The organism is Kitasatospora sp. NPDC092948 (assembly GCF_044754805.1).
Classification (GTDB): domain Bacteria; phylum Actinomycetota; class Actinomycetes; order Streptomycetales; family Streptomycetaceae; genus Kitasatospora.
In genome coordinates, this window is sequence record NZ_JBIVPU010000007.1 from 63,649 (window position 1) to 90,526 (window position 26,878).

The following is a 26,878-nucleotide window of genomic DNA, read 5'->3' on the forward strand; positions in this document are numbered from 1 at the left end:
GTAAAACAATCGCCACAGATCGCCGTAGAACGCCGGAGAACGGACGGGTGCCCGGTCCGCTGTCGGTCGGACCGGGCACCCGGGCTGCGGGGGCAGCGCTGCTGACGGACGATCAGCCGCCGAACAGCTCACCGTAGGCGGCCATCGCCGTGGCGATGTCGGCCTGCGCCCAGAACCGGTGGTAGGTGAACGTCGGCGCCGCACCGCCGTTCAGGTAGCTCTGCACCTTCCCGAACGACGGGTCGTTCTTGTACCAGGAACGGATCGACAGGAAGGTCGAACTGCTGTTGATCGCATCGCCGTTGGGCATGGTGCCGGTCCAGCCGCTCGGCACCGACACGGAGTCCTTGAACCGGCTGTAGTCGGTCCGCGTCTCCGGCACCGAAATGCCCAGCGCGTCCTGGCTGTTGGTCCACATGCCGTCCAGCAGCTTCTGCGCCGCGGTCTTCGCCGCCGCGTTGCCGGACTTGGCCGCGTAGTAGGACAGCAGCTTGGCGTACGAGCCGGCCACCCCGACGTCGTTGGTGTAGTCCACCACGCTCACGTGCAGGCCGGCGTTGCTGCCCGGCGAGCTCGCGTTCCAGGTGTCCGGCTTGCCGCTCCAGGCCAGCGTGGACGGGATCCGGTAGCTGCCGTCGGCGTTGAAGGTGGTCTGGGACAGCGCCCAGGTCACCCACTTGTCCAGGATGGCCTTGGCCTTGGCGTCGCCGCTCGAGTAGTAGTACTCGGCCATCCGCTCCAGTCCCCAGGCCTGGAAGCCGAACCACTGGTTGGACGGCGGGTCGTGGTAGACCGGCGCCTCGTCGTAGAACATCCCGTAGAAGGTCGGGGTGCCGGCCGGCGGGGTGTCGTAGCTGCCGTTCCAACTGTTGGTCGCACCACCGGCGATGGCGCCCTCGTTGGACTGGAGCCACTGGACGAACTCGACCTGACGGCCCATCGAGGTGTTCCAGTCGGTCTTGCCGGTGCTCGACTTCGGCGCCATCGCCGGGTCGTTCACCAGCGCGTACGCGGCCATCGGGTTCTGGTAGCCGCCGTGCGCCGCGCCGTCGCCGATCCGCCAGGCCCAGCCGGCCGAGGTGTCGGTGGCGCCGCCCCAGGCGTAGTACCAGGACAGCAGGTAGTGCTCGGAGTCCTTGCCGTTGCCGGCCGCGCAGCTGGTCGGGCCGACGCAGTTGCCGATCTTCTTGAAGTACTTGTCGAAGAACGAGTACCGCAGGTAGTCGCCCATCTTGCCGGCCTTGGCCACCGTGGTGGCCACCTGCGAACCGTTGCCCTGCGCCTTGGCCCAGGTGTCCGCCCAGTACGCGGCCTGGATGGCGCGGGCGTCGGCGTCCGGCGCGTCGGTGTACTTCCACTGCTTGGCGTAGGAACTGTCCTTGACGAACAGGTCCAGGTAGCCGTTCTTGCCGCCGTAGGCGAACTTGTCGCAGGTCGGCTGCGGGATCGTCTCCCACACCGACTCCTGCGGGCCGCGCTGGTAGGTGTTGATGTACGACGGCCCGCCGGAGGTCGGCCCGGCCTCGCACTTGCCCGGCCCGTTGCCGTAGCCGTACACGTTGTCGACGTCCTGCAGCCAGTGCATGCCGTAGATGTCGTCGGTGCCGTACGCGCTCTTCAGCTCCGCGGCGATCGGGTCGTTCCCCGGGGTGGCGGAGGAGTCCATCGCCGACGGGTAGTCGCTCGGCAGCGGGTGCTCGGGCGCGTAGGTGGCCGGCTTGGACGCGTTGTACGCCGAGTTGGTGGGCTGGTCGGCGTGACCCGGGATCATGTACGTCTCCATGAGCGTCCACGCCGAGTTGAACTTCGACCAGTCCTTGGTCACCCGCCCGTACTGGGCCTCCAGCCACAGCAGGTACGAGTACGCCTCGGAGGTGGTCTCGTGACCCTGGTCCGGGGCCTCCACCAGCAGGGTCTCCACCGAGTGGTACGGGATGCCCTCGGGCGAGAAGTAGCCGTTCGCGGGGGCCTTGATCTTGTTGTACAGCTGCAGGAACCGGTCGTTGTACACCCCGGAGGCGGCGGCCAGTTCGGTCACCGTCACCGCCGAGGAGGTGTAGCCGGCGGCGGCCGAGGTGAACGTCGCCGAGCCGGTGGAGGTGGCGTCGGCGGCGAGCGTGACGGTCTGCGCGGTGGACCAGTTGCTCGGCGTGAAGGTCAGCGTCCCGCCGGAGCTGACGGACAGTCCGGTGTTGCCCGAGGTGCGGGTGGTGGTGACGGTGACGTTCGCGCTCGGCTGGCTGCTGAGCTTCACCGTGAAACCGCCGGTCTTGCCCTGGCTCACCGACAGGCTGAGCGGCGTGGCGGTGACGGCCGGCCCGGCCGCCACCGTGATGCCCGCCGGGGTGGACTCGCTGCTCGCCCCGAGACTGTCGTACGCCTTCGCGTAGACCGAGTGGCTGCCGCTCGCCGCGCCCGTCCAACTGAAGCTGTACGGCGCGGTGGTGGCGGTGCCGAGCAGCGTGGTGTTGTCGTAGAACTCGACCTTGCTGATGCTCGCGCCGTCCGCCGCGCTCGCCGTCGCGGACAGCGGGATCGTCGCCCCCGCCTGGTAGTTGGCCCCCGGGGCGGGGCTGGTCAGCGCGGTGGTCGGAGCCGCGTGCGCCCCGGTGCAGCTGGTCCCGTTGACGGCGAACGCGGTGGGGGCCGCATTGGTGCCGCTGTACGAGAAGTTGGCACCCGCACTGACCGAACCGCCGGCCGGGACCGTCCCGTTCCAGTCGGCGTTCACCACCGTGACGTTCTTCCCGGACTGGCTCCAGGTGCCGCTCCAACCCGCCCCGGAGAGCGTCTGGTTGCCGGCGTACGCGTAGGTGAGCGTCCAGCCGTTCAGCGCCGCGGCGCCCTTGTTGTTGATCGCCAGGTTGGCGGTGAAGCCGCCGCCCCAGTCGTTGACGGTGTAGTCGACGGAGCACTGAACGGCGGCGGCGGACGCGGGCACCGCCACGGCGCTGGACAGGCCGGCCGTGAGCAGCAGGAGGGCGGCGCTCAGCGCCGTGGCCCGGTTGCGGGGTGGAGACATGACGGCTCCTCGGGTGGGGGTGGGTGGGGAGTCCTGAGGATGGGAGCGCTCCCAAATATCGAGAGAGGTAAGGGCAGTGTCAAGAGAGTGCACAGCCGGGGACAACCCCAACTCCCCTCCGCCAGACCGCTGTTCGGCCCTGGCCAGTGGGAGCGCACCCATCCCGCCGCTCCCCGCGCCACCGTCGACCTGAAACTTACGAACGCTCCGCCAGCACCCGGGCCAGCCCGCCGCGCAGCCTCCCCGAGACCCCGCCAGCCACCCCAACGCCCGCACCCGCTCGACCGGCACCTCCCGCCGCCCCGCCAGCACGAGCGCGGCAGCGTACGGCCGCTCCCCCGCCCCGAGCCGTTCGGCCACCGCCGTGAGCACTGCATCCAGCACCGCCCCGTCCGCCGCCGGATGCCCCGCCAGCAGCCGCAGCAGCCCATTGCCGTTCCACTCACCGTGCCGGGCCCCGGCCAACCCCAACAGCGCATCCACCGGAGTGCACGGGTTGGCGGCCAACGCCCGGTCGATGAACCCGAGACCGGTCCCCACCAGCCCGCGCAGCACGGCGGGATCGCTCGAACCACGGGCGGCGGCCAGATGATCGGCGGGCGTGGGCACGGGCGCGGACTCCTCGGAGCGATCGGGGTCGGGGTCGGGATCCGAGTCTGGGTCGGGTCGGGGTCGAGGTCGACAGCTTCGCAGGCGCGGGCCGTCGACCGCCACGGCTTTCGGGACGGCGGGCCGGTGGACGGGTCATCAGGATCGCAACCCGTCGACAGCCGATCGAGGCGGCCCGCGCGCCAACGCCCGATCACCGCTCGGCCGGAGTCGTCGTTCGGCACACCCGGCGGGTCCGGCGAGCCACGCAACGCCCCCTGCGGGAGAGGGCACCTACCCGACCTCGCCCACCCGCAGGAGGGGCACCGACACCGTCCGGCTGCCGTCCCACCCGCTCAGAGGCCACACTGCTCCTCCTCCGGTTCAGCTCCCGGACGAGGCGAGATGCTCGGCGTAATCGAGCGGCGATGCGGGCAAGAGTGCGGAACACTGCGCCAGGTGATCGTGATGCAGCCTGTCCTTGAGATCAACATCCCGGAGGGCTTCGACCTCTGGCCTGTCGCCCGAGTCGGGCGGTTCGCCTTTCTGTCCCTGAACGGCGAACTCTCGTCCGCCGAGGTCGGGACGGCGATGGCGCGCATCATCGGCTGCAACGACATCGACCCCGACGGGGACCGCCCGCCACGGCCGGCCGACCCGGTCGCGTCCTTCCTTCATGGGCTGCTGACCTTCGACCATCTCTACGCGGCCGGTGGCCTGCGAGTCATCGACCGGTCCACGGGGGTCGCCTTTCTGCCCGGCTGCTGCGACGGGCTGGAGGACTGGCGCGACTGGCACGCGTTCGTCGACGGCGGCAGCCTGCTCGGGTTCGGCCACGAGCCCGTGTCACCGGTTGCCGAGCGTTTCGGCGACACCGTCCGGCTCACCGTCAACGTCCAGCAGAGTGGCAGCCCGGTGATCGAGCTGTCCGTGACCGAGCTCCGCCGCCTGCTCGCCGACGCCGAGCGCGACCTGACCGACTTCCTCGCGCTGGCGACCGACTGGGTCGGTCGGCAGATGCCCGAGCACTCCGATCCGGTCGCTGTCGCCCTGGCCCGAGTTCTCGACCTGCCCGCGCCGGCCGTGCCGCTGAAGCCGTAGGACGGCCGACGGGGTGCACTCGTCCGGGGCGGTGCGCGATCGGGGCGGTGCGGGATCGAGGCTCCGGCGTACGGGGCGAGGTCCGCCGTCGTCACCCGGGCCCTGCCGCCCCGGGGCGCCGGGGAAACGTTCCGCGTGCTGGCCGACCGGCGCGCCCCGCCGTTCAGGCCGGGAGGGCCGCGAGCCAGGCGGTCAGCAGGCGGTTGACCTCTTCGGGGCGCTCCTGCTGGATCCAGTGCCCGCAGCCGTCCAGGAGGTGGGAGGAGGTCAGGCCGGGGAGGGTGGCCGGGTAGGCGTCGATCGCGTCGGCCATCCAGGTCGTGGAGGCGTCGAGGGCTCCGCCGATGAACAGGGAGGGCTGCGTGATCGGGGCTCCGGCGTACGGGGCGAGGTCCGCCCAGTCGCGGTCCATGTTGCGGTAGCGGTTGAGGGCCCCGGTCATACCGGTGCGCTCGAACTCCCCGGCGTAGACGTCGAGGTCGTCCTCGGTCAGCCAGCCGGGCAGCCGGCCGGCGGGGAAGCGGTCGCGCAGCCGGCCGCCGGTGCGGGTCACGAAGTGCGGGTCGGGCCGGCCGCGGTCGGGCATGGTGTCGGCGGACAGGGCCGCGTAGAAGCCCGCGAGCCAGCCGCGGACGTCGGGCTCCATCTCCGCTTCGGCCCGGCCGGGCTGCTGGAAGTACGAGACGTAGAACTCCTCGTCGCCGCCCAACTGCGCGAAGACGTCGGTGGGTCGCGGGCCGCCGGGCGGCGCGTAGGGGACGCTCAGCAGGGCGACGGCGCGGAAGATCCCGGGGTGGAGCAGGGCGGAGGCCGCCGCGATGTTGGAGCCCCAGTCGTGCCCGACGACCACCGCCCTCTCCTCGCCCAGGGCGTGCACCAGGGCGACGTTGTCCGCCACCAGGTCGAGCATCCGGTAGGCGTCCGTCGCGGCCGGCTTGGAGGAGCGGCCGTAGCCGCGCACGTCGAGCGCGACGGCCCGGTACCCCGCCGCAGCGAGGGCCGGGAGCTGGCGGCGCCAGGAGTACCAGGACTCGGGGAAGCCGTGGACGAGCAGGACCAGCGGTCCGGTGCCCTGCTCGACCAGGTGCAGGCGCCCGGCGGGCGCCTCGACGGTGCGGTGGCGCGGGTGGGCGGACGGCGTGGGCTGGTGCATCGCTGCTCCTCGGTTCAGGGTCGGCCGCGGTTACCAGCCGATCATGCGGCGCGGCGGCCGCGCGACGCGAGGACCCTTGCCATTCTGGCAAACTGGCAGCACAGGGCGGTGGAGGCGGCACGGCCGGAGGGAGCGGAGCGACGGTGACGGACGACTGGACGGCCGACACGCTTGCGGCCATCGGCCCCCGGCTGCGGGCCGCGCGCGAGCAGCGCGGCGCCACCCTCACCGGTGTCGGCCGCGCGACCGGCATCTCGCTGAGCACGCTGTCGCGGATCGAGACCGGCCGGCGCAAGCCGACCCTGGAGGTGCTGCTGCAGCTCGCGAAGGCATACGAAGTCTCGCTGGACGAGCTGGCCGGCACCGCGCCGCCCGCCGCCGCGGCCGGACCGCGCACCCCGGTGCCACGGCGTTCCGGCACCGAGAAGGCGGTGCTGCCGCTGACCCGGTACGTCGGCGGCCTGCACGCCCACAAGCACGTCCTGCCCGCCGTCGACACGCCGCCGGCCCGGCCCCGGCAGGTCTCGCACGACGGGTACGAGTGGCTGTGCGTCCTGTACGGGCGGCTGTGGCTGGCGCTCGGCGAGCAGGACCTGGTGCTGAGCGCCGGGGACGTGGCCGAGTTCGACACCCGCACCGCCCACGGGGTCGCGAACGCCGGGCCGGGCGGGCCGGTCGAATACCTGATCATGTTCGGGCCGCAGGGTGAGCGGCTGCGGTCGCGCACCCCGGCCTCCTGACGCTGCCGCCGCACCGGCGTCCCCACCGCGCCGCGCCCGGGCATCCGGTCAGCGGGCCGTCAGGATCTCGACCCCTTCGTCGGCGAGGCGGACCAGGGTCGGGTGGGTGGGGGCGGCGTCGGTGATCAGGCCGGCGATGCGGGGCCAGGGCAGGACGCGGAAGGGGGAGGCGGCGCCGATCTTTTCGGCCGAGGCGAGGATCCAGGTTTCGGCGGCGCGGGCGGCCAGGGCGCGTTTCATGGCGGCCTCGTCGGCGTCGCCGGTGGTGAGGCCGGCGTCCGGGTGGACGCCGGTGACGCCGAGCAGGCAGAGGTCGGCGGAGACGTTCTGGGCTGCTTCGACGGCGGCGGCGCCGCAGGCGACCGCGGAGTGCTTGAAGACCCGGCCGCCGAGCAGGAAGAGTTCGGCGCGCGGGTGCTCCAGCAGGGCGGCCACCACGGTGGGGCTGTGGGTGATCACGGTGCAGTCGAGGTCGGGCGGGAGCAGGCCGGCCACGGCGAGTGCGGTGGTGCCGCCGTCCAGGATCAACGTGCTGCCGGGGCGGACGAGTTCGACGGCCGCGGCGGCGACCCGGCGTTTGCCGTCGGGGGTCACCGACTGCCGTTCGGCGTAGCCGGCGGTGGCGGGCGAGGCGGGGAGCGCCCCGCCGTAGACCCGCTGGCACAGGCCCTCGGCGGCCAGGTCGCGCAGGTCGCGGCGGACGCTGTCCTCGGAGATGCCGAGGTCGGCGGCGACGTCCTTGGCCACCACCTTGCCCTCGCGGGCCAGCAGGCCGAGCAGGTGGTCGCGCCGTTCAGCAGCCAGCATTCTCGTTCTCTCCTGTTCTTTCACGTTTCTGCGTGTATGGTAGCGGCCCATGACCGACACCGACGCACCCATGCTCGTCCTGATCGCCGGACCGTACCGCTCCGGCACCGACGGCGACCCGCAGGCGATGGCCGCCAACCTGGCCCGGCTGGAGGCCGCCGCCTGGCCGGTCTTCGCGGCCGGCCACCTGCCGGTGATCGGCGAGTGGATCGCGCTGCCCGTGCTGCGCTCGGCCGGCGCGGGCCCGACCGACCCGCTCGCGGACGAGGTGCTGTACCCGGCCGCCGACCGCCTGCTCGCCCACTGCGACGCCGTGCTCCGCCTGCCCGGCGACTCGGCGGGCGCCGATCAGGACGTCGCCACCGCCCGCCGCCGCGGCCTCCCGGTCTACCACGACGTGTCCGAACTCCCGCGCCGCGCACCACAGGTGAACCGGTGACCGGGAACGGCCGGGTCGCCGACGGCAGGACCGTGCCGCTGCTCCGGCGGGCGGCGCCGCGCGGGCCGTTCGCCCCGCCAAGGGCGCCCTGAACCGTGCAGAAACGTGCAGCTTGCCGGAACGGCCCGGACGGCGGCGGCCCGTGCCTAGAATCGGCTCGCCCGGCGCGCACCCGAGCAACATCCGGACGCCTCCGGCCAGTTGACCGCACGTCGAAGCGAGGGGCGGATGTCGGGCGAGGAGATACCCGGGGCGCGGGAGGAGCTGCGGCGGCGCGGCGAGCGGCTGTACGCCGAGTTCGCGGAGCTGTTGGAGACGCTGGCGCCCGGGCAGGCGCCGCCGGCCGCACTGCCGGACTATCCGGACATCACCGCGTTCGGCAATCCGCTGAGCTTCGGCCACCACCGCCAGGTCGCCTTCGTCGGCACCCCGACCGAACCGGACCCGGTGGCACTGGCCCGGGCCGCGCTGGCCGGCTGGCAGTCGACGGAGGAGCGCACCGAGTCCGGCTCGACGGTGCTGCACGCCTGGCGGGACGGCATGACACTGCGTCTGCACGTCCACCCGGTGCGCGGCCTGACTCTGGCCCGGGCCGACCTGGAACCGATGGCACTGCACCTCCCGGAGGTGTTCGTCCGCCCCGAGCCGCTGCTCGCACCGGAGGACGTCCGGCCGGGCTACGAGCTGTGCCCGGAGTGCGAGGGCCTCGGCCTGTGCGACCGCTGCTGGGGGCGCGGCTGGACGATGGGCGGCATCACCTGGGGCGGCCGGACCGAGGGCCGGGCCACCTGCGGCGACTGCCACGGCAGCCGCGCCTGCCCGTTCTGCCGCGGCGCGGGCGAACGCCGGGCCCGCTGAAACCCGGCCGGAACAGGTGCGGAAAAATATTCGCGCGGGCCCCGTGACGCGCCCGGCACCCCGTCCCGTCTGAAGGATGACAAGGCACGAGTCGGGGGAGAACAGCGGACGTGGCTGGAACAGCAAGGCGCAGCGCCGACCTGGAGTACGCGGAGTTCGCCGCCAACCGGTCGGGCGCGCTGTACCGTTCGGCCTGTCTGCTGACGGGTGGCGACACCCACCTCGCCGAGGATCTGGTGCAGGAGACGCTGAGCCGGATGTACGTGGTGTGGCGTCGTCCGGGACGGCTGTTCGGCAGTCGGGCGATAGAGAATCCGGCGGGCTACGCGCAGGGCGTGCTGTACCGGCAGTTCATCGACCACCACCGCCGGCGCAGTTCGACCGAGCGCCCGGTCGCCGAACTGCCGGAGCTGCCGAGTCCGCAGGACGACAGCACGCTGCGCATGACGCTGCTCCAGGCGCTGGGCGAACTCGCGCCGCGCGACCGCGCGGTGCTGGTGCTGCGGTACTGGGAGGACGTCAGTGTCGAGGAGACGGCGGAGATCCTGCGCTGTCGCCCGGGCGCGGTCCGCTCCCAGTCCTCCCGGGCGCTGGCCCGGCTGCGGGCCCTGCTGGGCGACGGCCTGGCCGACCTCGCTGCGCGCTGACGCCCCGCCGGATCGCGCCTTGTTCTTTTCCTGTTGCCCCCGGAGACGGTGATCACGCATGCCCGCACTGCCCGAGCACGACTTCGAGGACCGGCTCAGCCAGGTCTTCCACGAGACCGGGGAGAGCTTCGTCCCGGACACCCCGCTCCTGGCCATGGGCGGAGCGATCCGGGGCCGTCGCCGGCACCGCCGCCGGCTGGCGCTGGGCGCCGCCGTCGCCGTGCTGGCGGTGAGCGGGGTGGGCGCCACGATGCTGCCGAACGCCCTGCACACGAACAGCGTCGGCCCGGCGACGTCCTCCAGCCCCTCCCCCTCCGTCGGCGACCCGGCCGACGCCGCCCGGATCCCGCAGGAGGCGCACCTGGTCTCGGCGGTGGCCGAGCGGCTGCCCGCCGGTCTGCGGATCGTCCGCTCGGGCGGGACGACGCACGGCACGGTCGCCTTCGACGCCAGCTACGAGCAGGCGGAACTGGCGCTGGACGACGGGCACGGACCGAGCGTGCTGACGGTGACCATCCTGAACACCACCGGCTGGGGGCCGTCGCACCCGTGCCCCAACTACCCCATCGACGGGGTGAAGTGCCGGCAGACGGCCGAGCCCGACGGCGCCAACGTGGCCGTCACGGAGTACGCCGCCGACGGCCCCCGGGCGGTGCGGTACGCCGAAGTGCAGCTGGACGCCCCGGACGGCATGCGGATCACCGTCGCGTCGTTCAACTCCGCGACGCCGTCGGGCGACCCGACCCGGCCGAACCCGGTGCTGTCCGCCGACCAGCTCCGCGCGCTGGCCGTCGACCCCTGGTGGCGTGCGTTCGACTCGCTGCAGCCGGCCCTGCACCAGACGTCGAGCCCCACGGGCGGCTGGGTGCAACGGCCCGACCTGCTGCCGGCCGGGGTGAAGGTGCTGTACAGCACCGGCGGCGGACAGCTCCAGCAGGCGACGCTGGCCGTCGACGGCCGGACGGTCGAGCTGACCGTCCAGCAGCAGCGGGCGGGCGCGCCGGTGCGGGAGTGGTTCGCGGGCGCCCCCGCGCTGCCGGACGGCACCCTCGTCCGCAGCGTCGCCGCCCGCCCGATCCCGAATGCCCAGGGCGCCACCGAGACGATCGCCGACGTGCTGCGCCCCGACGGCGAGCGGGTCCGGGTGACGGCGGCCAACCCGGCGGGCGCGGGCACCCCCGACGCCGGGCAGGCCCCGCTGCTGACGCTGGACCAGGTGACCGCGATCGCGCTGTGCCGGGGATGGACGGTGCCGCCGCAGAACTGACCCGCCGGCCTTCGCCGGCCCTGCGACCCCGGTCGCCGGGCCGGCCGACGGTGCGTCAGTACCGGTAGCGGACCGCCTCGACGATCTCCGCCGGGCGGAGGCCCGCGAAGCGGGCGATCTCCGCCTCGCGGACGTCGATCACCGACTGCCACAGCGAGTCGCCCATCGCGGCGCGCAGCACCTCGGACTTGCGCAGGGCGTCGACGGCCTGGCCGAGGGTGGCGGGCAGGCGTTCGGCGACGCCGTCGGGGTCGCCGGTGGTTTCGGCGGGCAGCCGCAGGGCGTCGCCGAGGCCGGCCAGGCCGGCGGCGAGGACGCCGCCGACCGCCAGGTAGGGGTTGGCCGCGGCGTCGAAGCACTTGACCTCGGCGTTGGCCTGTTCGGGCGCCGAGCCGGTGATCAGCCGCAGCGCGGCCTCCCGGTTCTCCAGCCCCCAGCAGCGGTGCGGGCCGGACCAGTGGCCGGGCACCAGCCGCAGGTAGCTGGCCACGGACGGGGCGCCGAGGGCGAGCAGTGCGGGCAGTTCGGCCAGCACGCCGGCCAGGAACGCCTCCATTTCGCGGGTCAGGCCGTGCGGGCCGCTGCCGCCGTGGCCGAGGTTCTGGCCGTCGCGCCACAGGCTCAGGTGCAGGTGGCCGCCGTTGCCGACGCCGTCGGGGGTGACGACCGGCGCGAAGCTCGCCCGCAGCCCGTGGCGCAGCGAGACGGCCTGCACGGTGTGCCGGACCAGCAGGGCGGTGTCGGCGGCCTCGACCGGGCCGCCGGGGGCGACGGACAGTTCGAACTGGCCCGCGCTGTACTCGGGGTGCAGCTGGAGCACCGTCAGCTTCTGTTCGCGCAGGGTGCGCAGCAGGTCGCGCAGGTAGTCGCTGTTCCCGATCAGGCGGCGCATGCCGTACGCCGGGCCGGCCTCGCCGCCCTCGACGATCCACTCGACCTCGATGCCGGCCTGTACGGTCAGTCCGCGCTCGGCGAGCGCCTCGGCGGTACGGCGGGCGAACTGCCGCTGGCAGCCGGGGTGCGGCTCGCCCTGCTGGGTCCAGCGGTCGCCGGGGGCCCAGGCCCAGCCGGGCTGGGCGGCGAGGCGGTGCAGCGCGGCGAGGTCGGGGACCAGCCGCAGGTCGCCGACCGGGCTGCCGGCCGGGGCGAGCGAGTCGTCGACCAGGAACGCGTCGAAGCAGGTCGCGGCGCCGACGCCCCACCGGGCGGCGCTCTCCAGGCCGCGGACGGGTACGGACTTGACCCGGGTGACGCCGGAGTTGTCGACCCAGCCGACGATCACCCCGTCGACGCCCTCGGCCTCGATCCTGGTGGCGGCCAGCCGGGCCTCGGCGGCGCGCTCGGCGCGCGGCTTCTCGGTGCTCATGCGCCCATGCTGGCCCGGGCCGATGGGGTGGTTGGGCGACCCGGCCGACAGGTCACTCGTCCGTGGAAACCTCAATGTGACGCAGCTCACATAAAATGATGAAATTCCGGGGGGCTACTCCCCGTTTGAACCTCTGTCCGGACCTAAACGGGGAATTCCTCCCCACTCTCCGCCCGAGCGAAGGGAGCACGCACCATGACCACCGTCGCCGCTCCCCGCCGACGCGCGGACGCCACCCGCAACCGCGCCCGGATCGTCGCCGCCGCCCGCGAGGCCTTCGTCGAGTACGGGGCGATGGCCCCGCTCGACGAGATCGCCCGCCGGGCCGGCGTCGGCAACGCCACGCTCTACCGGAACTTCGCCGACCGCCGGACGCTGATCCACCAGGTGTCGCTCGCCGTCATCGACCGGGTCGTCGCGCACGCGCACGCGGCCGCCGCCGAGGAGCCCGACTCCTTCGCCGCGGTGAGCCGCTTCGTGCACGCCGCCGCCGACGAACGGATCGGCGCACTGTGCTCCCTGCTGTCCGACAGCATCGACCCGCACTACCCCGAACTCGCCGACGCCCGCGCCGAGATGAAGCAGGTCACCGAGGACCTGATCGCCCGCGCGCAGGCCGACGGACTGCTCCGCGCGGACGTCGGCGCGGGCGACGTCATGGTCGCCATGTCCCAGCTCACCCGCCCGCTCCCCGGCACCGGCTGCCTCGACCTGGACCGCCTGGCCCACCGCCACCTCCAGCTCCTGCTGGACGGTCTGCGCACCGTCGCCCCGTCCCCGCTGCCCGGCTGTGCCGTGACCCTGGAGGACCTCGCCCGGCGCGGCTGAACACCCCCGCGCTCCAGCACCACTTCCGTTCCGCACACACGACTTGCGACAGCCCGTCCGGCCGGGACGGCTGCGCCCCTCCGCACCCTCGTACGCTCTCGCACCTACAGGTGGGTACCTCCATGTCCGAAACCCTCCAGCCGGATCCACGCCGCTGGAAGGCCCTCGCCTTCATCGCGCTCGCGCAGCTGATGGTCGTGCTCGACGCGACCGTGGTGAACATCGCGCTCCCCCGCGCCCAGGTCGACCTCGGCTTCGCCGACAGCAGCCGCCAGTGGGTCATCACCGCCTACGCACTGGCCTTCGGCGGCCTGCTGCTCTTCGGCGGCCGGATCGCCGACCTGTGGGGCCGCCGCCGGACCTTCATGGTCGGCCTGATCGGCTTCGCCACGGCCTCCGCGATCGGCGGCGCCGCGGCCAACACCACCATGCTGCTCGGCGCCCGCGCTCTGCAGGGCGTCTTCGGCGCGCTGCTCGCGCCCGCCGCGCTCTCGCTGCTCGCGGTCATGTTCACCGACGGCAAGGAGCGCGCCAAGGCGTTCGGCATCTACGGCGCCGTGGCCGGCGGCGGCGGTGCGATCGGCCTGATCCTGGGCGGCGCCCTCACCGAGTACCTGAACTGGCGCTGGACCTTCTACGTCAACATCCCGTTCGCCGCGGTCGCCCTCGCCGGCGCGATCCTGGTCATCCGCGAACCCGCCGTCGGCCTCAACCGCAACCGCCTCGACATCCCCGGCGTGCTGCTGGTCACCACCGGCCTGGTCTCCCTGGTGTACGGCTTCACCCGCGCCGAGAGCGACGGCTGGGGCAACGGCGTCACCATCGGCCTGTTCGTCGCCGCCGCCGTGCTGCTCGCCGCGTTCGTCCTCGTCGAGAGCCGGGTCAAGGCCCCGCTGCTGCCGCTGCGCGTGATCACCGACCGCAACCGCGGCGGCGTCTACCTCTCGCTCGGCATGGCCGTGATCGGCATGTTCGGCCTGTTCCTGTTCCTCACCTTCTACATGCAGGACGTGCTGGGCTACAGCCCGGTCAAGAACGGCCTGGCCTTCCTCCCGATGGTGGCCGGCATGATCACCGGCTCCACCCAGATCGGCGCCCGCCTGATGACCCGGGTCCCGGCCCGGTACCTGATGGCCCCCGGCTTCCTGGTCGCCTCGCTCGGCCTGCTGATCCTCACCCAGATCGAGGTGGACACCTCGTACTGGCGGATCCTGCCCGGCCTGGTCCTGATGGGCCTCGGCATGGGCACCGCGTTCATGCCCGCGATGAGCCTCGCCACCTTCGGCGTCCAGCCGCGGGACGCCGGTGTCGCCTCCGCGATGGTCAACACCTCCCAGCAGGTCGGCGGCGCGATCGGCACCGCCCTGCTCAGCACCGTCGCCCACAGCGCCGGAACCAGCTGGGCCAAGACCCACGCGGCCACCGCCACCGACCCGAAGCTGTTCGCGCTCCAGGCCCAGGTCCACTCCTTCTCCACCGCGATCTGGTGGGCCTTCGGCATCCTCGCCCTGGCCGGCCTCACCGCCTTCACCCTCATCAACGCCGGCAAGCCCCAGCACCACGAGTCCACGTCCGAGATCGAGGACGCCGTCCCGGTCATGGCCCACTGACCCCACACCACACACACGAAACGGCCCGCCCGGAAACCCTCCGGCCGGGCCGTTTCGCATGTCAGCTGCCGAGTTCCTTCAGGACTTCCGTGTCGAGGGCGACGCTCACCGGCTTCGGCACATCCACGGTGTGCCCGTCGGTGAGAGTGACGACGATCTCGTAGCGGCCCGCCCGGGGCTCGCTGAACACCGACACGGCCCCGGCCTCCCGGTCGACCAGGAGGAACACCGGGATACCCGCCCGGGCGTAGGCCGCCGGCTTCTCCGCCCGGTCGCACCTGCGGGCATGCGGGTCGCGGGAGGTCACCTCGACCACCATCAGCACCTCCGCGGGGTCGGACCACTCCCCGTGGCCGATGAATGCCCGCCGGCGGGCAAGTACTCCGTCCGGTTTGACTCGGCAGCCGCCGGAGAGCCGCAGGCGCCGCCCGGGGTAGAGGCGGAGATCCGGCCGTTGCGCCATGCAGCGCTCCATCAGCCACATGACGATCTCCGCGTGGTCGCCGTCGGGCATCGGTTTGACCCCGAGTCTTCCGCCGACGAACTCGAACGTCACGTCGTTCGTCTCGGCCGTCTCCGCGATCGCTTCGAACTGGCCGGGGAGCATGTGCGGGCATTCGCTGGTCATGGGGGCAACGTAGGGGCAATCGCCGTCGCGTGAACCGAACTTCCCTCTTCCTACCCGCAAGTAGCTGGGCTACAGTGTCGGCACGCGTCAGCGCCGGGCTTCGGGAGCCGCACCGGTGGGCTGCGCCCCTTCTTCCCTGTGTGCACGTCGGCGTCGCTTCATGACCTTTCGGAGCGCCTGAGCACCACGGCATTCCCCCTCGACGGAACCGGAGCGGACCGGTCCGTACCGCGGGGTCGCCGCTGTTCTTCTTCCGTTCCTCCCATTTCTCCCGTGCCGTCGGCACACCCTCCCCCGTCACGCGTGCCCGGATGCCCGGGCGGTGGCGGGGGCCGTCGGCGCGGGCCCGTGACAAGGAGTCTGGACAATGGAGCGTCCCTTCCCCACTGTTGCCGTGGTCGGCCTGGGCACCATGGGTGCCGGGGTGGCCGTGGCGGTGGCCCGCAGCGGCCGGCGGGTGATCGGCGTGGAGGCCGGTCCGACCCGGGCGGTGCGGGCGCTGGCCCGGATCGAGGCGGCCACCGCCCGGGCGGTGGCCCGCGAGCGGCTGACCGCCGAGGAGCGCACCGCGCTGCTCGCGCTGATCGAGGTCGGCGACGACCTGGCGGTGGCCGCGCAGGCGGACCTGGTGATCGAGGAGGTCCCGGAGGACCTGGAGCTCAAGCGCGGGCTGTTCGCCGAGCTGGACCGGATCTGCCCGCCGGAGACGGTGCTGGCGACCGGCACCACCGCGCTGAGCGTGACCCGGATCGCGGCGGCCACCGCCCGCCCGGAGCGGGTGCTGGGGGTGCACTTCTTCAACCCGGTGCACTCGATGAAGCTGGTCGAGGTGGTCCGCACGGTGCTGACGTCCCCTCAGGCGGCCGAGCAGGTCGCCGAGTTGGCGCGGGACCTGGGCAAGGAGCCGGTCGCGGCGGGCGACCGGGCGGGTTTCATCGCCAACGGCCTGCTGTTCGCGTACCTGAACCAGGCGGCGGCCATGTTCGAGTCCCGGTACGCCACCCGGGAGGACATCGACGCGGCGATGCGACTGGGCTGCGGCCTGCCGATGGGCCCGCTGGCGCTGCTGGACCTGATCGGCGTGGACACCGCCCGCACCGTGCTGGAGGCGATGTACGAGCAGTCGAAGGACCGGCTGCACGCCCCGGCGCCGATCCTCGGCCAGCTGGTCGCGGCGGGTCTGCTGGGCCGCAAGTCGGGCCGCGGCTTCTACACCTACGAGGCCCCGGGTTCGTCGAAGGCCGTCGCCGAGGAGGCCGCGGAGAGCGGCGCGAGGCCGGCCGGCCGGGAGGTGCGCAGCGTCGGCGTGTGCGGCAGCGGGACGATGGCGACCGGCATCGTGGAGGTGTTCGCGAAGGCGGGCCTCCCGGTGCTGCTGGCGGCCCGCAGCCAGGAGAAGGCGGAGCGGGCGAAGGCGCAGCTGGCGAGGTCGCTGGAGCGTTCGGTGACCAAGGGCCGGCTGACCGAGCAGGCCCGGGACGCGGCGCTGGCGCTGGTCACCCCGACCGGCGACTACCAGGACCTGGCGGACGTCGACCTGGTGGTGGAGGCGGTGGCGGAGGACCTCGCGGTCAAGCGCGAGCTGTTCACCGCCCTGGACAAGATCGTCAAGCCGGGCGCGGTGCTGGCCACCACCACCTCCTCGCTGCCGGTGATCTCCTGTGCGACGGCGACGTCCCGTCCGCAGGACGTGATCGGCATGCACTTCTTCAACCCGGCGCCGGCCATGAAGCTGGTCGAGGTGGTCTCCACGGTGCTGACCGCCGAGGACGTCACGGCGACCGTGCTGGAGCTGTGCGGGAAGGTGAAGAAGCACCCGGTGGAGTGCGGCGACCGGGCCGGTTTCATCGTGAACGCGCTGCTGTTCCCGTACCTGAACGACGCGGTGCGGATGCTGGAGGAGCACTACGCGACGGTGGACGACATCGACACCGCCATGAAGCTGGGCTGCGGCTACCCGATGGGCCCGTTCGAGCTGCTGGACGTGGTGGGCCTGGACGTGTCGCTGACCATCGAGAAGGTGCTGCACCAGGAGTTCCGCGAGCCGGGCCTGGCGGCGGCGCCGCTGCTGGAGCACCTGGTGGCGGCGGGTTGTCTGGGCCGCAAGACCGGTCGCGGTTTCCGCGACCACGCACGGCGATGACCGGCCGTCCGGCGCCCTCGCCGAGCCCGCGTCCGGCACCCGCCGGGGGCGTCAACCAGGCCGGCGAGAGGCCCCCTTGGGGTGCCGGCGCGGTCTCCTCGCGGTGGCCGCGGCCCGCCGTGGTGCCGCCCGCGGCGCCGGTGCGCAGGGCCAGGCCGGCGGGGGCGGCACCGGGGGCGTGTAGCGTTCCGGGCATGGATCGCCAGACCTCGCTCTCCCAGCAGCAGCCGCCGGCCGCCGGGCCGGACCAGTCGCGGTCGGGGGTGGAGTCCGGGGCGGGCAGTCGCCGGGCCGCCGCCCAGCGGCTGCAGATGCGCCAGGACCTCACGGCGGCGGCCATGCAGCTGTTCGCCACCCAGGGGTACGAGGAGACGACGGTCGACCAGATCGCGGCCGCCGCCGGGGTGGCCCGGCGCACCTTCTTCCGGTACTTCCGGTCGAAGGAGGAGGCGATCTTCCCGGACCACGACGACACCCTGGTGCGGGTGGCCGACCTGCTGGCCAGCGCCGAGCCGGAGGAGCACCCGCTGGACGTGGTGTGCCGGGGCATCAAGGAGGTGCTGCGGATGTACGCCTCCACCCCGGACATGTCGGTGGCCCGCTACCAGTTGATCCGTCAGGTCGCGGCGCTGCGCGAGCGGGAGATCGCGGTGGTCTCCCGGTACGAGCGGCTGTTCACCCGCTACCTGCTGGGCCGGTTCGACGCCGCCGAGCAGACTCCGCCGGGCTGGCAGCGCGGCGGGGACGACGACTCGATGCTGGCCGAGGTGTCGGCGGCGGCGGTGGTCGCGGCGCACAACCACGTGCTGCGGCGCTGGCTGCGGGCCGGCGGGCACGGCGACGTGGAGGCGCAGCTCGACCACTCCTTCGAGGTGATCCGGGGGACGTTCTGGCCGACCCCGCCGAGCGGCGCCCGCCGCCGCGGCACCACGCTGGCACCCGGTGCCAATGGTGACGGAGTGCCACCGGAGGCCGCTTCGGCGGTGAGCACACTGAGTGCCAGCCCGGGCGGTGAGGTGCTGATCACAGTGGCTCGCACGGATGCCCCGCTGGAGACCGTGGTGGATTCGATCCGGGCCGCGCTGGCCGGGCGAAGTGCCATGTAATCCAGGCGATTTCCGCAGGTGACAGACAGAATCGAAGGCCCGTTCCCGGTTTCGGGAACGGGCCTTCGCGCGTTCCCGTCAACCCCCCGGGTCGCGTGTCCTGGCTCACGCCAGAAGTTGGCACCCCGTGTCTTTACGAGTGGCACAGGGTGCCACTACCTTGTTGCCACCGGTCGCGGCGCCGCGGCTCCCCACCTCGGCGCGCCGTCGTCCGGCGTCCCCCCACCTGGGGGACACGCACCCGCGACTCCACCCTTCACGTCGCACCACCGCAGTACCCCGCCCTCAGACCCTCAGCGAAGCCGGTGTCCGCTCCCGGCTCCCCCAGACGCCCTGTGTCCCTCGCACAGGTACGCCTTCGGAGGCAGCCATGCAGGAAATTCTCGACGCGATCCTCAGCGGCAACGCCACGTCCGCCGACTACGCGGGCCTCGCGCTGCCCGAGTCCTACCGGGCCGTGACGCTCCACAAGGACGAGGAGCAGATGTTCGCCGGCCTCGCCAGCCGCGACAAGGACCCGCGCAAGTCGCTCCACCTGGACGACGTCGCGCTGCCCGAGGTCGGCCCGGGCGAAGCCCTGGTCGCCGTGATGGCCAGCGCCGTCAACTACAACACCGTGTGGAGCTCGATCTTCGAGCCGGTCTCCACCTTCTCGTTCCTGGAGCGCTACGGCCGGCTCTCCCCGCTGACGAAGCGTCACGACCTGCCGTACCACGTGGTCGGCTCCGACCTGGCGGGCGTGGTGCTGCGCACCGGCGCCGGCGTCAACGCCTGGCAGCCCGGCGACGAGGTCGTCGCGCACTGCCTGTCGGTCGAGCTGGAGTCCCCCGACGGCCACAACGACACGATGATGGACCCGGAGCAGCGCATCTGGGGCTTCGAGACCAACTTCGGCGGCCTGGCCCAGCTCGCGCTGGTGAAGACCAACCAGCTGCTGCCCAAGCCGAAGCACCTCACCTGGGAGGAGGCCGCCTCCCCCGGCCTGGTCAACTCCACCGCCTACCGCCAGCTGGTCTCGCGCAACGGTGCGGGCATGAAGCAGGGCGACAACGTGCTGATCTGGGGCGCCAGCGGCGGCCTCGGCTCGTACGCCACCCAGTACGCGCTGGCCGGCGGCGCCACCCCGATCTGCGTGGTCTCCAACGACGCCAAGGCCGACATCTGCCGGGCCATGGGCGCCGAGGCGATCATCGACCGGTCCGCCGAGGGCTACCGGTTCTGGAAGGACGAGAACAACCAGGACCCGCGCGAGTGGAAGCGTCTCGGCGCGAAGATCCGCGAGTTCACCGGCGGCGAGGACGTCGACATCGTCTTCGAGCACCCGGGCCGGGAGACCTTCGGCGCGTCCGTCTACGTCACCCGCAAGGGCGGCACCATCGTCACCTGCGCCTCCACCTCGGGCTTCATGCACCAGTACGACAACCGCTACCTGTGGATGTCGCTGAAGCGCATCGTCGGCTCGCACTTCGCCAACTACCGCGAGGCGTTCGAGGCCAACCGCCTGATCGCCAAGGGCAGGATCCACCCGACCGTCTCCAAGGTGTACGCACTGGAGGAGACCGGCCAGGCCGCCCTCGACGTCCACCACAACAAGCACCAGGGCAAGGTCGGCGTGCTCTGCCTGGCCCCGCAGGAAGGCCTGGGCGTGCGCGACCACGAACTGCGGGAGAAGCACCTGCCCGCCATCAACCTCTTCCGCGGGCTCGACGAGCGGAACACCGAGCACGGCCGGACCGTCTGATGGCCGCTCAGGAACGCGACCGCCCCTGGCTGATGCGCACGTACGCCGGCCACTCCACCGCGAGCGACTCCAACGCGCTGTACCGGCGCAACCTCGCCAAGGGCCAGACCGGCCTGTCGGTGGCCTTCGACCTGCCGACCCAGACCGGCTACGACTCCGACCACGTCCTCGCCCGCGGCGAGGTCGGCCGGGTCGGCGTGCCGGTCGGGCACCTGGGCGACATGCGGACCCTGTTCGACGGGATCCCGCTGGAGCGCACCAACACCTCGATGACCATCAACGCCACCGCCATGTGGCTGCTGGCGCTGTACCAGGTGGTCGCCGAGGAGCAGGGCGCGGACATCGCGAAGCTCACCGGCACCACCCAGAACGACATCGTCAAGGAGTACCTGTCGCGCGGGACGCACGTCTTCCCGCCCGGCCCGTCGGTGCGGCTGATCACCGACATGATCGCCTACACGGTCGGCAACATCCCGAAGTGGAACCCGATCAACATCTGCAGCTACCACCTGCAGGAGGCCGGGGCCACCCCGGTCCAGGAGATCGCCTACTCGATGTGCACCGCGATCGCCGTCCTGGACGCCGTCCGCGACTCCGGGCAGGTCCCGGCCGAGCGGATGGGCGAGGTGGTCGCCCGGATCTCCTTCTTCGTCAACGCGGGCGTCCGCTTCGTCGAGGAGATGTGCAAGATGCGGGCCTTCACCCGGCTCTGGGAGAAGGTCACCCGCGAGCGCTACGGCATCGAGGACGCCAAGCAGCGGCGGTTCCGCTACGGCGTCCAGGTCAACTCGCTGGGCCTGACCGAGGCCCAGCCGGAGAACAACGTCCAGCGCATCGTGCTGGAGATGCTGGCCGTCACACTGTCCAAGGACGCCCGCGCACGGGCCGTCCAACTCCCCGCCTGGAACGAGGCGTTGGGCCTGCCGCGGCCGTGGGACCAGCAGTGGTCGCTGCGCATCCAGCAGGTGCTGGCGTACGAGTCGGACCTGCTGGAGTACGGCGACCTGTTCAACGGCTCGCACGTGGTCGAGGCGAAGACCGAGGAGCTGCTGGCCGGCGCCGAGGCGGAGATCGCCAAGGTGCTGGAGATGGGCGGGGTGATCCCGGCCGTCGAGTCCGGCTACCTGAAGTCCAGCCTGGTCGCCTCGCACGCCGCCCGGCGGGCCCGGATCGAGGCCGGCGAGGACAGGATCGTCGGCGTCAACTGCTTCGACACCACCGAGGACAGCCCGCTCACCGCCGACCTGGACACCGCCATCATGGTGGTCGACCCGGCGTCCGAGCGCTCCGTGCTGGCCAACCTGGAGGCCTGGCGCGGCAGTCGGGACGAGGCCGCGGTGCAGATCGCGCTGGCCCGGCTGAAGGAGGCGGCCGCCACCGAGGAGAACCTGATGGCCGCCACCCTCGACTGCGCCCGGGCCGGCGCCACCACCGGCGAGTGGTCGTTCGCGCTGCGCGAGGTGTTCGGCGAGTACCGCGCCCCCACCGGGGTCGGCGGCGCGCCGGTCGCGGTCGCCGCCGAGCCGGGCGGCGAACTCGCCGCCGTGCGCGAGGCCGTGGCCGCCACCGCCGCCGAACTCGGCACCGGCAAGCTCCGTCTGCTGGTCGGCAAGCCCGGCCTGGACGGGCACTCCAACGGCGCCGAGCAGATCGCCGTCCGGGCCCGCGACGCCGGCTTCGAGGTGGTCTACCAGGGCATCCGGCTGACGCCCGAACAGATCGTCTCCGCGGCCGTCGCCGAGGACGTGCACTGCGTGGGCCTTTCCATCCTCTCCGGCGCGCACCCCGAACTGGTGCCGGACGTCCTGCAGCGGCTGCGCCGCGCGGGGGTGGAGGATGTGCCGGTGATCGTGGGTGGAATCATCCCCGCAGCGGACGCCGAGGCCCTCAAGGCCGCCGGAATCGCTGCCGTGTTCACACCCAAGGACTTCGGCATCACCACCATCATCGGCCGGATCGTGGACGAGATCCGGCTGGCCAACAGGCTTCAGCCGTGGGCCGCGACCACCGCCGCGACCAGCTGACCCGGAAGGAAACTCCCCGCAATGACTGTGAACCGCCTCCGTCCGCGCCGTTCCTGCCTGGCCGTGCCCGGCAGCAACCCGCGCTTCCTGGAGAAGGCCCAGGGCCTGCCCGCCGACCAGGTCTTCCTGGACCTGGAGGACGCCTGCGCCCCGCTGGTCAAGGAGAGCGCCCGCCACACCATCGTGGACGCCCTGAACAACGGCGACTGGGGCGGCAAGACCCGCGTCGTCCGGGTCAACGACTGGACCACGCACTGGACGTACCGCGACGTCATCACCGTCGTCGAGGGCGCCGGCCACAACCTGGACTGCATCATGCTGCCCAAGGTGCAGGACGCCCAGCAGGTGATCGCGCTGGACCTGCTGCTCACCCAGATCGAGAAGACCGTCGGCCTGGAGGTCGGCAAGATCGGCATCGAGGCGCAGATCGAGAACGCCAAGGGCCTGATCAACGTCGACGCGATCGCCGCGGCCTCGCCCCGGCTGGAGACCATCATCTTCGGCCCGGCCGACTTCATGGCGTCCATCAACATGAAGTCCTTGGTGGTCGGCGAGCAGCCGCCCGGCTACGGCGCCGACGCCTACCACTACATCCTGATGCGCATCCTGATGGCCGCCCGAGCCAACGATCTCCAGGCGATCGACGGCCCCTACCTTCAGATCCGCAACCAGGACGGCTACCGCGAGGTCGCCCGCCGCTCCGCCGCCCTCGGCTTCGACGGCAAGTGGGTGCTGCACCCGGACCAGGTCGCCGCCGCCAACGAGATCTACTCGCCCGGCCAGGAGGACTACGACCACGCCGAGCTGATCCTCGACGCCTACGACTGGTGCACCTCCGAGGCCGGCGGCGCCAAGGGCTCGGCCATGCTCGGCGACGAGATGATCGACGAGGCCAGCCGCAAGATGGCCCTGGTCATCGCGGGCAAGGGCCGCGCCGCGGGCATGCAGCGCACCACCAAGTTCGAGATCCCGGGGGCCTGACCACATGCAGTTCGGACGCACCTACGAGGAGTTCGAGGTCGGCGCGGTCTACAAGCACTGGCCCGGAAAGACCGTCACCGAGTACGACGATCATCTCTTCTGCCTGCTGACCATGAACCACCACCCGCTGCACCTGGACGCCAACTACGCGACCACCACCGTGCAGGGCCAGAACGTGGTGGTCGGCAACTACGTCTACTCGCTGCTGCTGGGCATGTCCGTCCCGGACGTCTCCGGCAAGGCGATCGCCAACCTGGAGATCGAGTCGCTGCGGCACATCGCACCGACCTTCCACGGCGACACCATCTACGGCGAGACCACCGTTCTCGACAAGAAGGTCACCTCGAAGCCGGACCGCGGCATCGTCCACGTCGAGACCAAGGGCTACAAGCAGGACGGCACGGTCGTCTGCATCTTCCGCCGCAAGGTGATGGTGCCGACCGAGGCGTACATCAAGGAGCGCGGCGGCGAGCAGCCCGGGCGCCCCGAGCCGCTCGCCTGACACCCCTGACGCCCTTCACAGGCCCCGGACGGGCGGGCCGCCGTCATCGGCCCAGCCCCTACCCGGTTCCCGGGGGCTCCGCGGCAGCCACGCGCCGCGGAGCCCCCCAACCCCCAACCCTCTTGAGCATTCACGGAGCCGCACGATGGGACGCCTCGCACAGACCGACGGCCTCACCGAGATCCAGCGGGACATCCTCGCCACCGTGCGGGATTTCGTCGACAAGGAGATCATTCCGGTCGCGACCGAGCTGGAGCACAAGGACGAGTACCCGACCGCCATCGTCGAGGGCATGAAGCAGCTCGGCCTGTTCGGGCTGACCATCCCCGAGGAGTACGGCGGCCTCGGCGAGTCGCTGCTCACCTACGCCCTGGTGGTGGAGGAGATCGCCCGCGGCTGGATGTCGGTCTCCGGCATCGTCAACACCCACTTCATCGTGGCGCACATGATCAACGCGCACGGCACGCAGGAGCAGAAGGACTACTTCCTGCCGAAGATGGCGGCCGGCGAACTGCGCGGCGCCTTCTCGATGTCCGAGCCGGGCCTCGGCTCCGACGTCTCGGCGATCTCCACCAAGGGCGTCAAGGACGGAGACTTCTACGTCCTGAACGGCCAGAAGATGTGGCTGACCAACGGCGGCACCTCGTCCGTGGTCGCGGTGCTGTGCAAGACCGACGAGGGCGGCAGCACCCCCTACAAGAACATGACCACCTTCCTGATCGAGAAGACCCCGGGCTTCGGGCCGAACGAGACCGTCCCGGGCCTCACCGTGCCCGGCAAGATCGAGAAGATGGGCTACAAGGGCGTCGACACCACCGAGCTGGTGCTCCAGGACGTCCGCGTCCCGGCGGACCGGATCCTCGGCGGCGTCCCCGGCAAGGGCTTCTACCAGATGATGGACGGCGTCGAGGTCGGCCGGGTCAACGTGGCCGCCCGCGGCTGCGGCGTCGCCCGCCGGGCCTTCGAGCTGGGCATCGCCTACGCCCAGCAGCGCACCACCTTCGGCAAGAAGATCGCCGAGCACCAGGCGATCCAGTTCAAGCTCGCCGAGATGGCCACCAAGGTGGAGGCCGCGCACCAGATGATGGTGATGGCCGCCCGCAAGAAGGACAGCGGGCAGCGCAACGACCTGGAAGCCGGCATGGCCAAGTACCTGGCCTCCGAGTACTGCAAGGAGGTCGTCGAGGACTCCTTCCGGATCCACGGCGGCTACGGCTTCTCCAAGGAGTACGAGATCGAGCGGCTGTACCGGGAGGCCCCGATGCTGCTGATCGGTGAAGGTACGGCGGAGATCCAGAAGATGATCGTGGGACGTCGCCTGCTGGAGGAGTACCGGCTCGCCGACTGAGGCAGTCCCCTGTATCGGGGCGGAAGGCGGGCGTGCGGGCCCGCCGCCGGCCCGGCCGCGCCCGTCCCCCGGCCCGGTCAGCCGGACCGGACGGGCGCGGCACTCGATGCGGTCACCCGGCGCGTTTCCCCAGGTGCGCGCCGGGTGGCCGCTTCCGTGCACGGCCCGTGACCGGCGTGTCGCTGAGACGTGAATCACCCGTGACCCGAGACCTCTTGGGGAACGGACTCAGTCCGGTTACGGTCGTACACATAGCAGGTGCCCGACTCGGCAGGCAGGCGTAGTTCCACTAGCAGGCGGCTTGCCCAGATACCGGCAGGTCCCGATAGCATCCACCGGGACAGCAGCCGTCCCAGACAACTCGATCCCCGCGGTGGCCCTCGTCCAGGGGCCATTCTGTGTCCCCGCGCGGGGCCCGCGACTAAAGGTCCTCGATGCCCATCAGCCCGTCCTCTCACACCTCCGCCCAGGGATTCGCCCCCGAGGGTCGGCGTCCCCGCGTCACCATTGCGCGCGGTGCCACCCCCTGGTTCGTTCCCACGCTGGCCACTGCCGCCGTGACGACCGCCCTCACCCGGCGTTCCGGCAAGTGGGCCCTGGCGGCCGTGCCGGCCTGCGCGCTCAGCGCGGGCATGCTGTGGTTCTTCCGCGACCCCGAGCGTGAGATCGGCGCCGGCAGAGTGATCTCCCCGGCCGACGGCGTGGTCCAGTCCATCGACGAGTGGCCGGACGGCCGCACCCGCGTCGCGATCTTCATGAGCCCGCTCAACGTCCACGTCAACCGCGCGCCGCTGCCCGGCACCGTGACGTCCGTCGAGCACATCGCCGGTGGATTCGTCCCGGCGTTCAACAAGGACAGCGACCGCAACGAGCGCGTCGTGTGGCACTTCGACACCGAGCTCGGCGACATCGAGATGGTGCAGATCGCGGGCGCCGTCGCCCGCCGCATCGTCCCCTACATGGACGCCGGCACCAAGGTCGAGCAGGGCGAGCGGGTCGGTCTGATCCGCTTCGGCTCCCGCGTCGACACCTACCTGCCGGCGGGCGTCGAGGTCGGCGTCACGGTCGGCCAGAAGACGACCGCCGGGGTGACTCGCCTTGACCGTGACTGATCCGGAGACCCTCGTGGGCCTCGGTGACGAGGAATCCACCGATCTGCGCCGCCGCCGCTGGGCGCGGGACCGCGAACTGCGCGCGCCCCGCTCCCCGCAGCACCTGTCCACCGCCGACTTCCTGACGCTGGGCAACGCCGTCTGCGGCTTCCTGGCCATCTACTCGACCACCACCGGCATCCTGATGCCGCACCTCACCGGTGAGTCGAACGCCCCGGTCAAGCACAGCGCCGCCACCGTCGTGACGCTGCTGCTGATCGGCGCGATGTGCGACCTCTTCGACGGCCTGGTGGCGCGCAAGCTGCGCTCCTCCGCGCTCGGCGCCGAGCTCGACAACCTCGCCGACCTGATCAGCTTCGGCATCGCGCCGGCGTACTTCGTCGCGGTCTGGGGCCTGGTCTCCTCCGGCTCCAACCAGCAGCTGTCCGCGTTCATCGCGCTGACCGTGCTGCTGGCGGTGGTGCTGCGGCTCGCCAGGTTCTCGGCCGTGAAGATGCGGCCGGGGATCTTCCAGGGCATGCCCTGCCCGATGGGCGCGATGACCGTCATCGCGATCGTCCTGCTCGACCCGCCGTTCCTCCCGGGCCTGCTGCTGATCTTCGGCGTGGCCTACCTGATGGTCAGCCGGATCGAGTACCCGAAGCCGCAGGGCCTGCTGGCCACGGCGACGGTGGCCTGGATCGTGGTCTCCATCGGCTGCCTGGCCTCCTGGGCCGCGGGCCTGCCCGGCGGCGACACCCTGATGCACATCGGCGCGCTCGCCCAGATCGCGCTGGCCGCGATGGCGCCGCTGCTGGTCATCCGCCGCAAGGTCGGCGAGAAGGTCGGCGTGGTCCGCGCCCGCCGCGCGGAGAACCGCGGCTGACC

General features: G+C 72.0%; 22 protein-coding genes. 17 read left to right on the top strand and 5 right to left on the bottom strand.

The features are described 5' to 3' along the window. Window positions 1-112: 112 nt before the first annotated feature. Window positions 113-3,022 carry a glycoside hydrolase family 48 protein gene (locus ACIQF6_RS21745; RefSeq protein ID WP_400897405.1) on the bottom strand — a complete coding sequence of 970 codons (2,910 nt, stop codon included), beginning with the start codon at window positions 3,020-3,022 and terminating at the stop codon, window positions 113-115. A gap of 993 nt (window positions 3,023-4,015) precedes the next feature. Here ACIQF6_RS21745 and ACIQF6_RS21750 point away from each other — a divergent pair. Next, entirely contained in the window at window positions 4,016-4,711 is a 696-nt protein-coding gene (locus ACIQF6_RS21750) for a hypothetical protein (RefSeq protein WP_400897407.1), read from the top strand. 163 nt (window positions 4,712-4,874) lie between these two features. On the opposite strand, the gene ACIQF6_RS21755 is transcribed toward ACIQF6_RS21750, so the two are convergent. After that, a complete protein-coding gene (locus ACIQF6_RS21755; RefSeq protein ID WP_400897409.1) occupies window positions 4,875-5,864 on the bottom strand; it encodes an alpha/beta fold hydrolase in 990 nt (329 codons plus the stop codon). A 143-nt stretch (window positions 5,865-6,007) separates the two neighbouring features. On the opposite strand from ACIQF6_RS21755, the gene ACIQF6_RS21760 reads away from it, so the two are divergent. After that, entirely contained in the window at window positions 6,008-6,604 is a 597-nt protein-coding gene (locus ACIQF6_RS21760; RefSeq protein ID WP_400897411.1) for a helix-turn-helix domain-containing protein, read from the top strand. 48 nt (window positions 6,605-6,652) lie between these two features. Here ACIQF6_RS21760 and ACIQF6_RS21765 read toward each other — a convergent pair whose 3' ends face one another. Continuing rightward, entirely contained in the window at window positions 6,653-7,411 is a 759-nt protein-coding gene (locus ACIQF6_RS21765) for a DeoR/GlpR family DNA-binding transcription regulator (protein WP_400897413.1), read from the bottom strand. Window positions 7,412-7,460: 49 nt separating this feature from the next. Here ACIQF6_RS21765 and ACIQF6_RS21770 point away from each other — a divergent pair, with 49 nt between their 5' ends. From ACIQF6_RS21770 to ACIQF6_RS21785, 4 genes are all read left to right on the top strand, one after another. Then, window positions 7,461-7,850, top strand: a complete 390-nt coding sequence (locus ACIQF6_RS21770) for a DUF4406 domain-containing protein (protein ID WP_400897415.1) — start codon at window positions 7,461-7,463, stop codon at window positions 7,848-7,850. Between the two features lie 201 nt (window positions 7,851-8,051). Continuing rightward, window positions 8,052-8,708: a hypothetical protein gene (locus tag ACIQF6_RS21775; RefSeq protein ID WP_400897417.1), complete on the top strand. Its 657-nt coding sequence runs from the start codon at window positions 8,052-8,054 to the stop codon at window positions 8,706-8,708. A 110-nt stretch (window positions 8,709-8,818) separates the two neighbouring features. After that, on the top strand, window positions 8,819-9,355 hold the full coding sequence (locus ACIQF6_RS21780) for a SigE family RNA polymerase sigma factor (protein ID WP_400897419.1): 537 nt from the start codon (window positions 8,819-8,821) through the stop codon (window positions 9,353-9,355). 58 nt (window positions 9,356-9,413) lie between these two features. After that, window positions 9,414-10,622: a hypothetical protein gene (locus ACIQF6_RS21785; RefSeq protein ID WP_400897421.1), complete on the top strand. Its 1,209-nt coding sequence runs from the start codon at window positions 9,414-9,416 to the stop codon at window positions 10,620-10,622. Window positions 10,623-10,677: 55 nt separating this feature from the next. Here ACIQF6_RS21785 and ACIQF6_RS21790 read toward each other — a convergent pair whose 3' ends face one another. Further along, the gene (locus tag ACIQF6_RS21790) at window positions 10,678-11,988 is read right to left on the bottom strand and encodes a glutamine synthetase (RefSeq protein ID WP_400897423.1); all 1,311 of its coding nucleotides are present in this window, start codon (window positions 11,986-11,988) and stop codon (window positions 10,678-10,680) included. Between the two features lie 195 nt (window positions 11,989-12,183). Between ACIQF6_RS21790 and ACIQF6_RS21795 the strand changes: the two genes are divergently transcribed. Both ACIQF6_RS21795 and ACIQF6_RS21800 read left to right on the top strand, forming a co-directional pair. Then, window positions 12,184-12,816: a TetR/AcrR family transcriptional regulator gene (locus ACIQF6_RS21795; protein ID WP_400897425.1), complete on the top strand. Its 633-nt coding sequence runs from the start codon at window positions 12,184-12,186 to the stop codon at window positions 12,814-12,816. Between the two features lie 122 nt (window positions 12,817-12,938). Next, complete coding sequence (locus ACIQF6_RS21800; protein WP_400897427.1) at window positions 12,939-14,426, top strand: MFS transporter; 1,488 nt, start codon at window positions 12,939-12,941, stop codon at window positions 14,424-14,426. A gap of 61 nt (window positions 14,427-14,487) precedes the next feature. Here the strand turns inward: ACIQF6_RS21800 and ACIQF6_RS21805 are convergent, their stop codons facing one another. After that, entirely contained in the window at window positions 14,488-15,054 is a 567-nt protein-coding gene (locus ACIQF6_RS21805; protein ID WP_400897429.1) for a Uma2 family endonuclease, read from the bottom strand. Window positions 15,055-15,421: 367 nt separating this feature from the next. Here ACIQF6_RS21805 and ACIQF6_RS21810 point away from each other — a divergent pair, with 367 nt between their 5' ends. The 9 genes from ACIQF6_RS21810 (at window position 15,422) to ACIQF6_RS21850 (ending at window position 26,876) form a co-directional block, all read left to right on the top strand. Further along, window positions 15,422-17,197: a 3-hydroxyacyl-CoA dehydrogenase family protein gene (locus tag ACIQF6_RS21810; protein ID WP_400897431.1), complete on the top strand. Its 1,776-nt coding sequence runs from the start codon at window positions 15,422-15,424 to the stop codon at window positions 17,195-17,197. 194 nt (window positions 17,198-17,391) lie between these two features. Beyond that, entirely contained in the window at window positions 17,392-18,303 is a 912-nt protein-coding gene (locus ACIQF6_RS21815; RefSeq protein ID WP_400897433.1) for a TetR family transcriptional regulator, read from the top strand. A 370-nt stretch (window positions 18,304-18,673) separates the two neighbouring features. Further along, entirely contained in the window at window positions 18,674-20,044 is a 1,371-nt protein-coding gene (ccrA, locus tag ACIQF6_RS21820) for a crotonyl-CoA carboxylase/reductase (protein ID WP_400897435.1), read from the top strand. Further along, window positions 20,044-22,068 carry a protein meaA gene (locus ACIQF6_RS21825; protein ID WP_400897437.1) on the top strand — a complete coding sequence of 675 codons (2,025 nt, stop codon included), beginning with the start codon at window positions 20,044-20,046 and terminating at the stop codon, window positions 22,066-22,068. The genes ccrA and ACIQF6_RS21825 overlap by 1 nt, the downstream gene beginning before the upstream one ends. A gap of 21 nt (window positions 22,069-22,089) precedes the next feature. After that, window positions 22,090-23,049, top strand: a complete 960-nt coding sequence (locus ACIQF6_RS21830; protein WP_400897439.1) for an HpcH/HpaI aldolase/citrate lyase family protein — start codon at window positions 22,090-22,092, stop codon at window positions 23,047-23,049. A 4-nt stretch (window positions 23,050-23,053) separates the two neighbouring features. Further along, window positions 23,054-23,551 (top strand): MaoC family dehydratase, encoded by a 498-nt coding sequence (locus ACIQF6_RS21835; protein ID WP_400897441.1) that lies wholly within the window; start codon window positions 23,054-23,056, stop codon window positions 23,549-23,551. A 145-nt stretch (window positions 23,552-23,696) separates the two neighbouring features. Next, window positions 23,697-24,899, top strand: a complete 1,203-nt coding sequence (locus ACIQF6_RS21840; RefSeq protein ID WP_400897443.1) for an acyl-CoA dehydrogenase family protein — start codon at window positions 23,697-23,699, stop codon at window positions 24,897-24,899. Window positions 24,900-25,333: 434 nt separating this feature from the next. Continuing rightward, window positions 25,334-26,011, top strand: coding sequence for a phosphatidylserine decarboxylase (locus ACIQF6_RS21845; protein ID WP_400303007.1), 678 nt, complete (start codon window positions 25,334-25,336; stop codon window positions 26,009-26,011). Beyond that, window positions 25,998-26,876, top strand: a complete 879-nt coding sequence (locus ACIQF6_RS21850) for a CDP-alcohol phosphatidyltransferase family protein (RefSeq protein ID WP_400897445.1) — start codon at window positions 25,998-26,000, stop codon at window positions 26,874-26,876. The genes ACIQF6_RS21845 and ACIQF6_RS21850 overlap by 14 nt, the downstream gene beginning before the upstream one ends. Window positions 26,877-26,878: the final 2 nt, after the last annotated feature.

Excerpts from the sequence above, each read along its gene's own strand:
- ACIQF6_RS21800 (WP_400897427.1), top strand. The coding sequence starts at position 12,939 with ATGTCCGAAACCCTCCAGCCGGATCCACGCCGCTGGAAGGCCCTCGCC.
- ACIQF6_RS21825 (WP_400897437.1), top strand. The coding sequence starts at position 20,044 with ATGGCCGCTCAGGAACGCGACCGCCCCTGGCTGATGCGCACGTACGCC.
- ACIQF6_RS21835 (WP_400897441.1), top strand. The coding sequence starts at position 23,054 with ATGCAGTTCGGACGCACCTACGAGGAGTTCGAGGTCGGCGCGGTCTAC.
- ACIQF6_RS21830 (WP_400897439.1), top strand. The coding sequence starts at position 22,090 with ATGACTGTGAACCGCCTCCGTCCGCGCCGTTCCTGCCTGGCCGTGCCC.
- ACIQF6_RS21750 (WP_400897407.1), top strand. The coding sequence starts at position 4,016 with ATGCTCGGCGTAATCGAGCGGCGATGCGGGCAAGAGTGCGGAACACTG.
- ACIQF6_RS21755 (WP_400897409.1), bottom strand. The coding sequence starts at position 5,864 with ATGCACCAGCCCACGCCGTCCGCCCACCCGCGCCACCGCACCGTCGAG.
- ACIQF6_RS21790 (WP_400897423.1), bottom strand. The coding sequence starts at position 11,988 with ATGAGCACCGAGAAGCCGCGCGCCGAGCGCGCCGCCGAGGCCCGGCTG.
- ccrA (WP_400897435.1), top strand. The coding sequence starts at position 18,674 with ATGCAGGAAATTCTCGACGCGATCCTCAGCGGCAACGCCACGTCCGCC.
- ACIQF6_RS21805 (WP_400897429.1), bottom strand. The coding sequence starts at position 15,054 with ATGACCAGCGAATGCCCGCACATGCTCCCCGGCCAGTTCGAAGCGATC.
- ACIQF6_RS21770 (WP_400897415.1), top strand. The coding sequence starts at position 7,461 with ATGACCGACACCGACGCACCCATGCTCGTCCTGATCGCCGGACCGTAC.
- ACIQF6_RS21845 (WP_400303007.1), top strand. The coding sequence starts at position 25,334 with ATGCCCATCAGCCCGTCCTCTCACACCTCCGCCCAGGGATTCGCCCCC.
- ACIQF6_RS21810 (WP_400897431.1), top strand. The coding sequence starts at position 15,422 with ATGGAGCGTCCCTTCCCCACTGTTGCCGTGGTCGGCCTGGGCACCATG.
- ACIQF6_RS21795 (WP_400897425.1), top strand. The coding sequence starts at position 12,184 with ATGACCACCGTCGCCGCTCCCCGCCGACGCGCGGACGCCACCCGCAAC.
- ACIQF6_RS21765 (WP_400897413.1), bottom strand. The coding sequence starts at position 7,411 with ATGCTGGCTGCTGAACGGCGCGACCACCTGCTCGGCCTGCTGGCCCGC.
- ACIQF6_RS21815 (WP_400897433.1), top strand. The coding sequence starts at position 17,392 with ATGGATCGCCAGACCTCGCTCTCCCAGCAGCAGCCGCCGGCCGCCGGG.
- ACIQF6_RS21785 (WP_400897421.1), top strand. The coding sequence starts at position 9,414 with ATGCCCGCACTGCCCGAGCACGACTTCGAGGACCGGCTCAGCCAGGTC.
- ACIQF6_RS21840 (WP_400897443.1), top strand. The coding sequence starts at position 23,697 with ATGGGACGCCTCGCACAGACCGACGGCCTCACCGAGATCCAGCGGGAC.
- ACIQF6_RS21745 (WP_400897405.1), bottom strand. The coding sequence starts at position 3,022 with ATGTCTCCACCCCGCAACCGGGCCACGGCGCTGAGCGCCGCCCTCCTG.